Genomic DNA, 13,308 nt, shown 5'->3' on the forward strand with positions numbered 1-13,308 from the left:
ACTCGCGGGCGGCGCGATGATCGGCGTCGCGGACGCCGCGTTCGCGGCGCTCGGCCAGGTGCCGGACCCGGACGACGCGGCCGACCTGGCCAGGATGCGGGCCACCGCGGTCGAGGCGCTCGGCGCCGCCGCGTTCGACGTGGAGTACGCCGTGGGTCAGCTCCTCGAACCGCAGGCCGCCTTCCCGCCCGACCAGCGCTGACCGCGGGCGACCCCACCGGCCGGTCAGGTGCCGGCCGGCTTCCGGTACGCCCAGGTGGCGCGGCAGGCGACCAGCGACGCCACCAGGATCAGGCTGAGCACGGCCGCGCCGCCATCGGTCACCCACGAGGGCAACAGGCCCGGCACGCCGAAGCGTTCCCGGGTCACCTCGAACACCTCCGGCGGTATCGCCACCACGCCGCCGCCTGCGTCACGTTCACCAGCAGGACCACCCAGAACAGCCAGCCCCGCCGGCCGCGGGCCAGGAGCCCGAGGCGACGACGCCGGCGGCGGTGATCAGTCGACGATCAACCACAACGAGATGGCGGAGAGCCCTAAGCCGCGCCGGGTGAGGTCGCGGAGCGGGCGGCGGCGATCGTCCGCCCACGCTCCGACTCGGGGAAGCGGTCGAGCATGACGCGCAGCTCGTCGGCGCTCACGTTCGCGCCGAACAACTCGCTGCCCGGCTCGAGTCGTACCCCCTCGGCGAGCGGGCCGGCGACGACCGGATCGAAGCCGAGCGCGTCGACCAGGGCCGCGGCCTCGGTGAGATCGGCGGTGTCGTCCCCGGCGACCGCGATGGCCTTGCGGCCGGTCGTGCCAGCGGGTCGCGCCTCGTCCTCGAGATCGTGGTAGCCCATGTGGTTGAACGCCTTGACGACGCGGGAACCGGGCAGGAACGCCCTGACGATCTCGCTCGACGAGGTGCGTGGGTCGGTCAGGTCCGCGCGGATGCCGTCGATCTCCCACCAGTAGTTCATCGCGTCGACGACGAGCTTGCCGCGGAGCGCCTCGGCGGGGATGCTGCGGTACTTGCCCAGTGGCAGGGCGAGGATGACGATGTCGGCGTTGGCTGCCGCGTCGGCCCCGGTGGTGGCCACCGCGCCCGGCGCGAGGACCTCGACGGTGAGGGCGATCTTCGCCGGGTCGCCGGATCCGGCGACCAGCACCCGGTAGCCGGCGGCGACGGCGAGCCGGGCGAGCACGGTGCCCACCTTGCCGGCCCCGAGGATCCCGAGGGTCTGGGGCCGGCTCCGGTCGTTGTCGTTCATGTCGTCCTCTCGGTGCTAATGGGCTGATCAGGCCAGGATGTCGCGGACCATCGGGATCACCTTGGAGCCGTACAGCTCCACGGCACGCATCCGGGCGCTCGCCGGCTGCGCTCCGGCCGAGTAGATGAGGTCGAACCGGCCGACATCGAGGCTGCGGATCGCGCGGGCCATCCGGCGGGCCACGGTCTCCGGAGATCCGATGTAGAGGGAGCCGTGCTCCACCTCGGAGTCGAACTCCTGGCGGCGGATCGGTGGCCAACCCCGCAGCTTGCCGATTCGGTCTCGCATGATCCGGTAGTGCGGCCAGTAGGTCTCCTTGGCCTCCTCGTCGGTGTCGGCGATGAAGCCGGGCGAGTGCATCCCGACCGGGTGCGCGGTCGTGCCGAGTTGGTCGGCCGCCCGGCGGTACAGGTCGATGTAGGGCGCGAACCGCTCGGGGGCGCCACCGATGATGGCGAGCATGAGCGGAAGGCCGTACTGGGCGGTGCGGACGACCGACTGCGGGGAGCCGCCGACGCCCACCCAGGTGTTCAGGTGACCGGATTCGGTCTTCGGGAAGACGTCGGCGTTCTCCAGCGGGGCGCGCAGGGTGCCGCTCCAGGTGACCGGCTTCTCGTCGAGCAGCTTGACGAACAGCTCGATCTTCTCCTCGAACAGCGTGTCGTAGTCGCGCAGGTCGTAGCCGAAGAGCGGGAACGACTCGGTGAACGAGCCACGACCGAGGATGACCTCGGCCCGGCCGTTGGACAGCGCGTCGACGGTGGCGAACCGCTGGAACACCCGGACCGGGTCGTCGGAGCTGAGCACTGTCACGCCGGAGGCCAGCCGGATCCGGGAGGTGCGGGTGGCGATGCCGGCCAGCACCGTCTCCGGCGTCGACACTGAGTATTCGGGCCGGTGGTGCTCGCCCAGCGCGATGACGTCGACGCCCAGCTCGTCCGCGAGCACCGCCTCGTCGACGACCTGTCGGATCGCCGCCGCGTGCGAGACGAGCTTGCCGGCGTCGTCCTGCGGCACGTCGCCGAAGGTGTCGAGGCCGAACATGAGATCAGACATGGGTGGGCTCCTTCGCGAGCAGTTCCCGGACCCGCGGCGCCACCGCACTGCCCAGCAGTTCGATGGTGCGTGCGCGTGCCTCGCGGGGCAGGTGCATGATGTCGTACTTCAGGTCGAAGCGGCTCAGCCGCAGGTCACGGGCGACTGTGACGATCTTCTGCGCCACCGTCTCCGGTGATCCGACGAAGAGCGCGCCGTGGTCGATTTCGGCCTCGTAGCGCGCACGGTCCGGTTTGTAGAAGCCGCGCTCCTTGGCGAGCGCCGCCGCGACCGGCTGCCAGTAGCGCCACCACGTCTCCACCGCCTCCTCGTCGGTCTCCGCGACCAGGCCGAGTGAGTGCTGCCCGATCGGCTGCGGGGTATGCCCGAACTGTTCGAGCGCCTTGGTGTAGAGGTCGACGTGGCCGGCGAAGCGCTGGGGGCGCCCGCCGATGATCGCGAGCATCAGCGGTAGTCCGTGCCGGGCGGCGCGGACCACTGAGTTCGGGCTGCCCCCGACGCCGATCCAGGTCGGGATGCCGCCGGGCCGCATCCGTGGGTGCAGGCGCTGCGCGGTCAGCGGGCTCCGGACGGTCCCGGACCAGGTAACCGGTTCGTCCCGTTGGAGTCGCAGGAAGAGATCCAGCTTCTCCTCGAACAACCGCTCGTAGTCGGCCAGGTCGTAACCGAACAGCGGGAACGACTCGGTCGCCGAGGCGCGCCCGAGGACCAACTGGGCGCGGCCGTTCGAGACGGCGTCCACTGTCGCGAACTCGTGGTAGAGCCGTACCGGATCGTTGGTGCTGAGCACCGTGACCGAGGTGCCGAGGCGGATCCGCTCGGTCGCGGTCGCGGCGGCCGCGAGCAACACGGGCGTCGCGGAGTCGTTGTGGCCCTCCCGATAGTGCTCACCGACGCTGAACACGTCGAGCCCGACCGACTCGGCGAGCCGTGCCTCGTCCACCAGGAGCCGGACGGTCTCGGCGTCGCTCAACACCCGACCGCCGTCGGTCGCCACCTCCCCGAACGAGTTGAGCCCCAGTTCGAAGTCTGTAGCTGCCATGGTCTCCTCCTCGGTGCGTTCAACCGGTGACCCGCGGAGCGGACCTATCGGTTGACATGTCAATGATGCTAACTTGGCGATTGACGCGTCAATTCCCGGGAGAGTGCGATGACGGAGGCCACACCCGTCCGGCGGGCAGGGCGTCAGCTGCCGACCGCTGACGAGCTGCGGATCTGGCGGGACTTCATCGAGACGACGGCGGCGCTCGGCTCCCGCCTCGAGTCCCGCCTACAGAGCGACTCCTCGCTGTCGACCGGGGACTACGCCGTGCTGCTCGCGCTCAGCGAGGCGGAGGGGCAGGCGATGCGCTCCTCGGAGCTCGCCGCGCACATCGGCTGGGAGCGCAGCCGGCTCTCCCACCACCTGGGGCGGATGGAACGTCGCGGCCTGATCCGCCGCCAGGAGTGCCCGACCGTTCCCCGGGGGGCGGAGGTGCTGCTCACGGCGGCCGGCGCCGAGGCGTTCGGCGGAGCCACCTTCCCGCACCTGCGCGCCATCCGGGAACTGTTCGTGGACGCCCTCACGCCGGATCAGCTCGTCGCGGCCGGCGAGATCGCGGCGGCGCTGCGGACGCGTCTCGACGTCCTGCGCAGGGAGTGATCGCCCGCGCATTGATAACTGTGAGTGCGCGGGCGATTGCCGAGAGCTACAGCCGGGTGGTCCAATCCTCCAGAAAGCCGGCTCACCGCCCGGGAGGTACGTCCCATGACCGAGACCGCCACCGCCGAGACCGTCAGACCAGAGCGGGCGCACCCCGGACGGACCGAGTCGGTGCTGCCGGAACTGCGGGAGATGTGGTGGGAGACGGGGGTGCGGGCGCGGGCGGAGGCCGGCGTCTTCGCCGTCTTCGCGGAGTTGCCCAGGCTGGTCTGGACCGCCCTGGGCATCAGTTGGCGCGCGGACCGACTCCGTACCGGCGTGGTGGCCGCCGCGACGGTCGGCGCCGGGGTGATGGCGGCCTTCGGGTTGCTGGCCACCCAACGGGTGCTGGTGGAGTTGTTCGCCGGCGGGCCGACCGCCGACAAGGTACGGGCGGCGCTGCCCGCCCTGGCCGTGCTGGCGGTGACAGTCGCGCTCCGCGCCGGCATGGGCATCGCCACCGGGTACGCGCAGAACGGGCTGACGCCCCGGGTCAGCCGCGAGGTGGAGCGCGGCCTGTTCGAGGTGTCGACGGCGGTCCGGCTGGAGGCGTTCGACGCCGACGCGTTCGCCGACGACATGGAACGCGCCTCCCGGGGGACCGAGTCGACGATCGGGCTGGTGCAGGCGTCGATGAACCTGCTCGCCGGGCTGGCCGGGCTGCTCGCCGTGGCGGCGGCCGTCGTCATCATCCATCCGTTGCTGCTGGTGGCGCTCCTGGTCGCCACGGTGCCCAACGCCTGGGCGTCGCTACGCTCCGGGCACCTGCGGTACCAGACGTACACCGCCGGGTCGGTGCGCCGGCGTCGACTGTGGTTGCTGCACAAGCTGATGGCCGAACGCGCCTCGGCACCGGAGCTGCGCTCGTACGGGCTGCGCGGGTTCCTGCTCGACCAGTACGACCGGGTGATGCGGGTGGAGACCGACATCCAACTCGCGCTCGCCCGCCGGGTCACCACGACCACCACCGTCGGGGCGATCATCGGTGGCCTCGCCACCGGCACCGTCTACGTCCTGCTCGGGCTGCTGCTCCTGGACGGGCAGATCCCGCTCGCCGCCGCGGCGACCTGCGTGATCGCGGTGCAGTCCGCGCAGCGGTCGCTCTCCATCGCCACCTTCCAGGTCGACCACGTCTACACCGAGGGCCAGCACTTCGGCGACTACACGGGCTTCATGACCCGGGCCGCCGCGTACCTGCCCGACGCCACCCGGCCCGGGGCGGGCGCCCGCACCGAACGGCTGCGGGAGTTGACCGTCCGGGAGGTGCGGTTGTGCTACCCGGACCGGGACACCCCGGCCGTGGACGGCGTCACGTTGACCATCACCGCCGGGCAGACGGTCGCGTTCGTCGGGGAGAACGGCTCGGGCAAGACGACCCTGGCCGCGATGATCGCCGGCCTCCGCGCCCCCAGCGAGGGCACCATCGAATGGAACGGCCGACCGCTGTCGGACTGGGACGTCGGCGGGCTGCGCGCCCGGATCGCGGTGGTGACGCAGGAATACCACAAGTGGCCGTTCACCGCCGCCACCAACATCGCCATCGGCGACGTCGACACCGAGGCCCGGCAGGACCGCATCGAGGCCGCCGCCGCCCGCGCGGTCGCCCACCAGATGATCAACGAGCTGCCGCACGGGTACGAGACGCTGCTCGACCGCACCTTCGCGCGCGGCCAGGACCTCTCCGGTGGGCAGTGGCAGCGGATCACCGCCGCCCGCGGGTTCCTCCGCGACGCCGAACTGCTGATCATGGATGAACCGTCCTCCGCGCTCGACCCGCGCGCCGAGGACGCCCTGTTCCAGGCGATCCGGGACCGAAGGGGGCGAGGCACCACGATCCTCATCACGCACCGGCTGGCGAACGTCCGGCACGCCGACCGGATCTTCGTCCTGCACCAGGGCCGGCTGGTCGAGGCCGGAACCCACGACGGCCTCGTCGCCGCCGGCGGGCGGTACGCGGAGCTGTTCGCCCTCCAGGCCGCCGGCTACGACACCAGCCGGGCCGAGGACCGCACGCCGCCCCCGACTCCCCGTTGACGACCAACGCCAGGGCGGCCCTGTCCGTGCGCCGGCAGCGCCCGGCGCTTCGGCCGTTCGCGGCGTACCGGGGGGAGGTTAGGCTGCGGTCTATGTCGGGGGCGTGGTGGCGTGGTCGACCGGCGGACACCGCCCTGGTGCTCGCCGTCGGTCTGGTCGCCCTCGTCGGCCTGGTGGTGCAGTCACACGGCATCGACACCACCGCCGAATGGGCCGCGCTGCCGGTGGTGTTGGCCTCCTCCGGTGCGCTGCTCGTCCGCCGTGGCCATCCGGTGCCGGTGGGCGTCGTGGCGCTCGCCGCGGTCGGCGCGTACGGGGCGTTGCTGCATCGGCCCGGCCCGATCATGCTGGTCTTCGTCGTGGCGCTCTACACAGTTGTCGACGAGGGATTTCTCTGGGTCGCCATCGGGCTCGGCGTCGCCTCGGTGATCGCCTTCGCCGTCGCGGACAACGACAACCGGTCTCCGGGCAGCATGAACGGGGCGACCCTGCTGCACGCCGGTTGGCTGGTCGCGGTCATCGTCGGGGTGACCCGTAACCGCCGGGCCTATCTCGCGGAGGCGCAGGCTCGGGCGGTCGCCGCCGAGCGGCGGACGGAGGAGGAGGCCGGCGCCGGGCCACCGAGGAGCGGCTACGCATCGCCCGCGAGCTGCACGACGTCCTCGGCCATCACCTTTCGCTGATCAATGTGCAGGCCAGTGCCGCGCTGCACCGGCCGGACCCGACCCGCTCCGAGCAGGCGCTCACCGCGATCAAGCAGACCAGCAAGGAGACGCTGCGGGAGTTGCGGGCGACGCTGGGCGTGCTGCGGCAGGAGGGCGCGGCAGGTGTGGTGGCCGCACCCGGCCTGACCCGCCTGCGGGAGTTGGTCACGACGGCCGGTCGGGCCGAGCTGGAGATCCGCGCCGAACTCGCCGAAACCCGATCGCTGCCGCCGGAGGTCGACCTGGCGGTGTACCGGATCGTCCAGGAGGCCCTCACCAACGTGGCGCGGCACGCGGGCGCCACCGCCGCGGTGGTCCGGGTCCGGCCCGACCAGGACGACGTGCTCGTCGAGGTCGAGGACGACGGCACCGGCCAACCGGGCGCGCCGGGCAGCGGCATCATCGGTATGCGTGAGCGGGCACGAGCGCTCGGCGGTTCGTTGACCACGGGGCCGCAGCCGGGCGGCGGCTTCCGGGTCAGCGCCCGACTGCCGCTGCGACCCGAACCGACACCGGCGGGGGAGCAGCCGTGATCCGGCTGCTGCTCGTCGACGACCAGACGCTGGTACGCGCCGGCTTCCGGTCCATTTTGGACGGCGAGGACGGCATCGAGGTGGTCGGTGAGGCCGCCGACGGGGCCGAGGCGGTGCGGCTGGCCGGGCAGCTGCGGCCGGATGTCGTCCTGATGGACATCCGGATGCCCGTGCTGGACGGCCTCGCCGCCACCGGGCAGATCATCGCGACCTCGGCGGCCCGCGTGATCATCCTGAGCACGTTCGACCTGGACGAGTACGTCTACGGTGCGCTGCGGGCCGGGGCGAGTGGCTTCCTGGTCAAGGACACCGAACCGGCGGAGTTGATCCACGGGGTGCGGGTGGTGGCCCGGGGTGACGCGCTGATCGCACCGTCGATCACCCGCCGGTTGATCGCCGAGTTCGCGGCCCGGGCCGGGCAACCGGACCCGGGGCCGCGACTGAGCGTGCTCACCGAGCGGGAGCGCGAGGTGCTGACGTTGGTCGCCGCCGGCCTCTCCAACGACGAGATCGCCGCGCGGTTGGTGTTGAGCCCGGCCACCGCCAAGACACATGTCAGTCGGATCATGACCAAGACACAGGTGCGGGACCGGGCGCAGTTGGTGATCCTCGCCTACGAGTCCGGGCTGACCGTGCCCGGCTGGCTGGCCCGCGCCTGACCGACCCGCCCCGGGCACCGTCACATCGGCGTCACCCGGTGTCGTGGCGGATCAGGCGGCGAGCCGGCGGGCCCGCACCAGGGCCAGCCCACCGAGGACCACGCCGAGCAGACCGACGGCCAGGGCCACGAAGGCGCCGCCGCGCCCGTTGCCCGTGCCGACGCCACCGTCGGAGGTGGCCACCACCAGCCCGCCGAGCGCCATCCCGATCAACCCTGTCGCCAGGGCCAACCCGGCTCCGAGGCCGGCGCCGAACCGACCGGCGGGACGGGCCAGTGCCAGCCCACCGATGACGCTGCCGACCAGCCCCAGCAGGACGGCGCTACTGGCACCGAGCCGTCCGGAACTCATGGCGAGAGCGGCGGCAGCGTGCGGCTGGGCCGAGGCGTGTGCTGCCGGTGCGGCTACGGCGGTGACGAGCAGGTGACGGACGGACATCGTGGATCCCCTCGGTCGCTGTGACGGGTACAGGCCGCAGCGTAGGGACCGGACAGCTCGTGGGTCGTCAGGCCGGAGATGGCAACGGTTCTACCGCCCTGGAGGTACGCGCGCGTGCTGTCGTACCTCGGCAGTTGTGGCAGCCCGTCGCGGACGCCCGCGCTCGGCCCGGCATCCGGTCGTCCGGCGCACGGCGCTCGGGCCGATCGGTCGGAGCCGCTGGGTCACCGCTGCCAGGCGTCGATGGCGCGTACGCCGTCACGCACTGTCCGGTCCAGCATGGTGGGGTTGCCGCTGGTGCCCTCCCAACCCTGGTCGTCGAGGACGGTGACCACGGTGTCGACCCGGGCCACGGCGATCTGGCTGGACGCCTTACCGCCGGTGCGTTCCCCGTTCAGGCTCGTCTCGGCCCACGTCCGGGTCAGCAGCAGCGCCTCGTCGCCGACGCCGGGCAGGGTGGTGCTCCGCACGGTGACGGGACCCGACCGGTCGTAGGAGGGACAGGCCGCGACGGCGCTCCGCAGGCGGGTCAGGTACGCCGAGGCGCCGTCCCCGTCGAAGGTGAAGATGGTTTGGTGGATCATCCCCTGCGGCACGTTGCTGGCCGGCTCGTCGGCCAGCTGGTAGGTGACTGTCATCGCGGCGCTCGCGGTGACCTGTCGGCCCCCGGTGCCGAACTCGTTGCCGCACAGCTTCGGTAGGGCGTCCCCGACCGGTGTCGACCGTCGGGGAGACTTGCGCAGCTCGGTGGGGAGCTCGACGAATGCCGATGTCGGGATGGTCGCCGGCGTGCTGCCGCTCGGGGCCGGCGGGTCCGTCGGGGTCGCCGACGCCGGGGCGGAGGCCGGCACCGCGCTGGTCGGGGCCGCGGCGGGCGGATCCTCGGTAGCGGTGCAGGCGGCGAGTGCCACCGTGCCGAGCAACGGGATCAGCGCGATCAGGCGTCGCGGACGGGCGGTCCGTGTTGATCGGTCTCGGCTCATGGTCACCCCTCGGCTGTCTCCGGGCAGTTCCCTGCGACGAGCAGTCCGAAACGACCACGCACCGCCGTCGGACGCTGACCCGACCGGCGGAAAACGGGGTGTCGCCACCCCGGACAGGGCGTTAGGATCCCCGGATGACCAGCGTGATCGCCCAGTGCACCGGATCGTCGTGTGACGTCCAGGTCGGTGCGCGGCGACGCCGGCGATCCGTCGCCCGCCCGCGCTGACCATTCTCCTGCGACCGGCGGATCGAGCCGCCGGTCATCTGCTGGTCGTCCTCGGTCCGCCCGCATCTCCCCAGCCAACGGCTCGCGTGACGGCGCGGGTCCGAGCGAGATCGGCGTACTCATGGATCTTGAAAAGTTGCTGTCCGGCCGGCTGGCGCCGGCGTTCGCCGCGGTGGCCGGCGGCCCGGTCGACCCGCTCGTGCGGCGGTCTGCACGCGCGGACTTCCAGTCCGACGCGCCGCTGGCGTTGGCCCGGCGGCTGGGCCGGCCGCCGCGCGACGTCGCCGCCGCCGTGCTGGAGCATGCGACGCTCGACGACATCTGCGTGTCGGCGGAGGTCTCCGGGCCGGGTTTCCTCAATCTCACCATTGCCGACCGGGTGCTGGCCGACCTGACTCTCGGGCTGGCCGGCGACGCCCGGCTCGGCGTGCCGTCGACGGCGGCGCCGCAGACCGTGGTGGTCGACTATTCGGCGCCCAACGTGGCCAAGGAGATGCACGTGGGGCACCTTCGCTCCACCGTCATCGGGGACGCGGCGGCGCGGCTGCTCGACTGGCTCGGGCACCGGGTGGTGCGGGTCAACCACCTGGGGGACTGGGGGACACCGTTCGGCATGCTGATCGAGCACCTGGCCGACCTCGGCGAGGCCGAGGCGGCGCACGAGTTGTCGATGGGCGACCTGGACGCCTTCTATCGGGCGGCCCGGGTCAAGTTCGACGGCGACGTGGCCTTTCAGGAACGGTCCCGGCTACGGGTGGTCGCCCTCCAGGGCGGTGACGAGCGGACGCTGCGGTTGTGGCGGCTGCTGGTGGAGCAGTCCGAGCGGTACTTCCTGACCGTGTACGACCTGCTGGACGTGACGTTGTCCGAGGGCGACTTTCGGGGCGAGAGCGCCTACAACAACCTGCTCGCGGGCGTCGTCGACGACCTGGAGCGACTGGGGCTGCTGGTAGCCAGCGGCAGCGCCGACTGTGTGTTCCCGCCCGGCTTCGTCGGCCGGAACGGTGAACCCCTGCCGCTGATCGTGCGCAAGAGCGACGGTGGCTACGGTTATCCCGCCACCGACCTGGCCGCGCTGCGGCAGCGCGTCGACGACCTGGGCGCTACCCGGTTGCTGTACGTCGTCGGGCTGCCGCAGCGGCAGCACTTCGCGATGGTGTTCGCTGCCGCCCAGGCGGCCGGTTGGCTGGGCCCGCCGGCGCAGGCCGAGCATGTGGGCTTCGGTTCGATCCTCGGCGCTGACGGCCGGATGCTGCGCAGTCGGGCGGGAGAGTCGGTGAAGCTGGTCGGGCTCCTGGAGGAAGCCATCACGCGCGCCAGCGACCTGGCCCGGAGCAGGAACCCGGAGCTGGGCCCCGAGGCCGTCACGGAGATCGGTCGTGCCGTCGGGATCGGCGCGATCAAGTACGCCGACCTGTGCACGGATCGGGCCAAGGACTATGTCCTGGACTGGGAGCGGATGCTCGCCCTCGACGGCAACACCGCGCCCTACCTCCAGTACGCGTACGCCCGGTCCGGTCGGTGCTCCGGCGGGCCGGGACGGACGCGCGGCTGGATGTGCCCATCGTGCTGGCGCAGCCGGCGGAGCGGGCGCTGGCGGTCGAGTTGCTCGGCTTCGGCGCCACGGTCGTCGAGGTCGAGCGGAGCCTTGAATTCCATCAACTAGCCGGTTATCTGCACCGGCTCGCGACGGCGTTCAGCGCGTTCTACGAGCGCTGCCCGATGTTGCGGGCGCCGGACGAGCTGCGCCGGAGCCGGCTGCTGCTGGCGGAGTTGACCGCTCGGACCCTGCGGCTGGGGCTGGGCCTGCTCGGCATCCGAACCCTTGAGCGGATGTGACGAGCCGGTCGTCCGCCCGGTCAGCGGGTTCGCTTCGTCGCTCGCTTTCGAGGCGGCGTCAGCAGGTCGGCGATCTGCGCGATCGCGGCGGGCACCAGGCGGTAGTACGCCCAGACGCCGCGCTTGTCGCGTTCGAGCAGGCCGGCCTCGGTGAGGATCCGAAGGTGGTGGCTCACGGTCGGCTGGGAGAGGTTGAGCGCCGCGGTGAGGTCACTCACCGAGGCCTCACCGTCCGGTGCGGACTGGATCAGACTGAGCAGTCGCAGTCGCGCCGGGTCGGCGAAGGCCTTCAGCACCCCGGCCAGCCGCTCGGCGTCGGCCCGCTTGATCGGGTCGCCGGTGAGCGGCGAGATCGCAGGCATGGCAGTTTTCGCAGTTCCCACGCCTGCCATAGTGACACCAAAACCATCAATAAGTCGGCAGAACCGACACCAGTCCTCCGATGGCGTCCGGATGGCCGGGGCGGACAGCCGAACGTGAGTCTCACCCCGACGGTCGTGGCGGCGTAGCGGCCGTGTGGGGCTCCGCCGCGCCCCACACGGCCCTACACCGACGTACACGCCGTCGAATCAGCTGAGCCTCCGGGTCAGCGCCGGGGTTTCGGCGCGACGCGCGGCTGCACGTACGGCGGCCCAGCGAAGATCAGGTCCGACTTCAGCTCGTGGTACGCCCGCTTGGGCTGGTAGTTCTCGTCGTAGATCGTGGCCAGACCCTCCGGCGGGTCGTCGAACCAGCCCGGCACCCACGAATGGTTGTCGCTGAAACCCCAGACCGTGTACGACAGGCAGCTCCGGACGGCGAGGCACGCCTTCATCAGCACGCTGAAGTTGGCGGCCGACGCCTGTAGGCGGGGGTTGATCTCCTCCGCGTTGCCGGCCTGGACCGCCGCCGTCAGCTGGCTGCGGACGTCGACCTCGGTGAACGCGGTCGCCACGCCGAGCCCGGCGAACTTCTTCAGCGCGGCGGTCACCTGGAGGGTGTCGAAGTTGCCGTACTGGGTGCCCAGGTGGCCCTGGGAGCCGACGCCGTCGATCGGCACACCCCGGGCGCGCAGGCTCTTGGTCATGTCGTACACGAACTGGGTCTTGTCGTCGGCCGGGTTGCCCGAACCGAACGCCTCGATGTTGTAGTCGTTGTAGAACAGCAGCGCCTTGGGGTCGGCGGCGCGCGCCCAGCGGAACGCGTCGGCGATGTAGCCGGGCCCGAGGTGCTCCGCCCAGAAGCCCTTGTAGTGCAGCGTCGACGGGGTGTCCCAGGGGTCACTGACCGCCTCGTTGACCACGTCCCACTGCCAGATCTTGCCCTTGTAGCGGTTGACGACTGTGGTGATGTGCTTGCGCAGCAGCTCGCGCAGCTCCTGCTTGCTGATCGAGCCGTCGGCGACGCCACTGGTCAGCCACGCGGGCAGCTGGTTGTGCCAGACCAGCACGTGGCCCCGCACGCTCTGCCGGTTGCGCTTCGCGAAGTCGACGAGCTGGTCGGCCGGCCCCCAGTTGTAGCTGCCGCGGGTGGGCTCCAGGCTCTCCCACTTCATCACGTTCTCGGCGGTGACCGAGGAGAACTCGGACGTGACCAGCTTGCGGTACTGCGGGTCGCTGGCGTCGTTGAGGGCATCCATGTTCACCGCGGTGCCGACGTGCAGGCCGTGGCGCAGGCCGAGGGTGGCGAGGCTCTGCGCGGTGGGGTCGTACGGCCGGCTCGCGGTGGCCGGCACCGTGTTCAGCGCCGCGACGGTCGCGACGGCGACCGCGCCGACGGTCGTCCACTGTCGTAACTTCATGTGCCTTCCTCTCGATCAATAGATTGATGTCGATCTAGAAGGTGAGGGTCAGGTGCTGGCGAAGATGGGCATGGGTTGCGGCCGGGCGTCGCAAGGGCGGACGGTCGCGGGTGACGCCGGT

Annotated in this window: 13 protein-coding genes and 2 pseudogenes; 7 read left to right on the forward strand and 8 right to left on the reverse strand. The window is 71.6% G+C overall.

Annotated features, from left to right (window positions below; genetic code table 11):
- A pseudogene (locus tag JM949_RS02080) lies at window positions 1–202 on the forward strand (hypothetical protein); the annotation flags it as partial.
- A 23-nt stretch (window positions 203–225) separates the two neighbouring features.
- Here JM949_RS02080 and JM949_RS02085 read toward each other — a convergent pair.
- From JM949_RS02085 to JM949_RS02100, 4 genes are all read right to left on the reverse strand, one after another.
- Complete coding sequence (locus JM949_RS02085; RefSeq protein ID WP_203146763.1) at window positions 226–399, reverse strand: hypothetical protein; 174 nt, start codon at window positions 397–399, stop codon at window positions 226–228.
- A 137-nt stretch (window positions 400–536) separates the two neighbouring features.
- Entirely contained in the window at window positions 537–1,253 is a 717-nt protein-coding gene (locus JM949_RS02090) for an NADPH-dependent F420 reductase (RefSeq protein ID WP_203146764.1), read from the reverse strand.
- A gap of 27 nt (window positions 1,254–1,280) precedes the next feature.
- Window positions 1,281–2,309 carry an LLM class flavin-dependent oxidoreductase gene (locus JM949_RS02095; RefSeq protein WP_203146765.1) on the reverse strand — a complete coding sequence of 343 codons (1,029 nt, stop codon included), beginning with the start codon at window positions 2,307–2,309 and terminating at the stop codon, window positions 1,281–1,283.
- Window positions 2,302–3,351 (reverse strand): LLM class flavin-dependent oxidoreductase, encoded by a 1,050-nt coding sequence (locus tag JM949_RS02100; protein ID WP_203146766.1) that lies wholly within the window; start codon window positions 3,349–3,351, stop codon window positions 2,302–2,304. The genes JM949_RS02095 and JM949_RS02100 overlap by 8 nt, the downstream gene beginning before the upstream one ends.
- A 108-nt stretch (window positions 3,352–3,459) precedes the next feature.
- Between JM949_RS02100 and JM949_RS02105 the strand changes: the two genes are divergently transcribed.
- The 5 genes from JM949_RS02105 (at window position 3,460) to JM949_RS02120 (ending at window position 7,920) form a co-directional block, all read left to right on the forward strand.
- Window positions 3,460–3,951 (forward strand): MarR family winged helix-turn-helix transcriptional regulator, encoded by a 492-nt coding sequence (locus JM949_RS02105; protein WP_203146767.1) that lies wholly within the window; start codon window positions 3,460–3,462, stop codon window positions 3,949–3,951.
- Window positions 3,952–4,056: 105 nt separating this feature from the next.
- Window positions 4,057–6,024: an ABC transporter ATP-binding protein gene (locus JM949_RS02110; protein WP_203146768.1), complete on the forward strand. Its 1,968-nt coding sequence runs from the start codon at window positions 4,057–4,059 to the stop codon at window positions 6,022–6,024.
- A gap of 92 nt (window positions 6,025–6,116) precedes the next feature.
- On the forward strand, window positions 6,117–6,707 hold the full coding sequence (locus JM949_RS36265; protein ID WP_238432428.1) for a hypothetical protein: 591 nt from the start codon (window positions 6,117–6,119) through the stop codon (window positions 6,705–6,707).
- A complete protein-coding gene (locus tag JM949_RS36270) occupies window positions 6,707–7,261 on the forward strand; it encodes a sensor histidine kinase (RefSeq protein ID WP_309231966.1) in 555 nt (184 codons plus the stop codon). Before JM949_RS36265 ends, JM949_RS36270 begins: the two co-directional genes overlap by 1 nt.
- A complete protein-coding gene (locus tag JM949_RS02120; protein WP_203146769.1) occupies window positions 7,258–7,920 on the forward strand; it encodes a response regulator in 663 nt (220 codons plus the stop codon). Before JM949_RS36270 ends, JM949_RS02120 begins: the two co-directional genes overlap by 4 nt.
- 51 nt (window positions 7,921–7,971) lie before the next feature.
- Here JM949_RS02120 and JM949_RS02125 read toward each other — a convergent pair whose 3' ends face one another.
- Together JM949_RS02125 and JM949_RS02130 are read right to left on the reverse strand one after the other, a co-directional pair.
- Window positions 7,972–8,358, reverse strand: coding sequence for a DUF6223 family protein (locus JM949_RS02125; RefSeq protein WP_203146770.1), 387 nt, complete (start codon window positions 8,356–8,358; stop codon window positions 7,972–7,974).
- Window positions 8,359–8,582: 224 nt separating this feature from the next.
- The gene (locus JM949_RS02130) at window positions 8,583–9,341 is read right to left on the reverse strand and encodes a hypothetical protein (RefSeq protein ID WP_203146771.1); all 759 of its coding nucleotides are present in this window, start codon (window positions 9,339–9,341) and stop codon (window positions 8,583–8,585) included.
- 348 nt (window positions 9,342–9,689) lie between these two features.
- Here JM949_RS02130 and argS point away from each other — a divergent pair.
- Window positions 9,690–11,407, forward strand: a pseudogene (argS, locus tag JM949_RS02135) (arginine--tRNA ligase).
- A 20-nt stretch (window positions 11,408–11,427) separates the two neighbouring features.
- Here the strand turns inward: argS and JM949_RS02140 are convergent.
- Complete coding sequence (locus JM949_RS02140; RefSeq protein ID WP_203146772.1) at window positions 11,428–11,769, reverse strand: ArsR/SmtB family transcription factor; 342 nt, start codon at window positions 11,767–11,769, stop codon at window positions 11,428–11,430.
- 224 nt (window positions 11,770–11,993) lie between these two features.
- Window positions 11,994–13,187, reverse strand: a complete 1,194-nt coding sequence (locus JM949_RS02145; protein ID WP_203146773.1) for an endo-1,4-beta-xylanase — start codon at window positions 13,185–13,187, stop codon at window positions 11,994–11,996.
- Window positions 13,188–13,308 lie beyond the last annotated feature (121 nt).

Origin of the sequence: Micromonospora tarensis (assembly GCF_016803395.1) — a bacterium.
GTDB classification, from domain to species: domain Bacteria; phylum Actinomycetota; class Actinomycetes; order Mycobacteriales; family Micromonosporaceae; genus Micromonospora; species Micromonospora tarensis.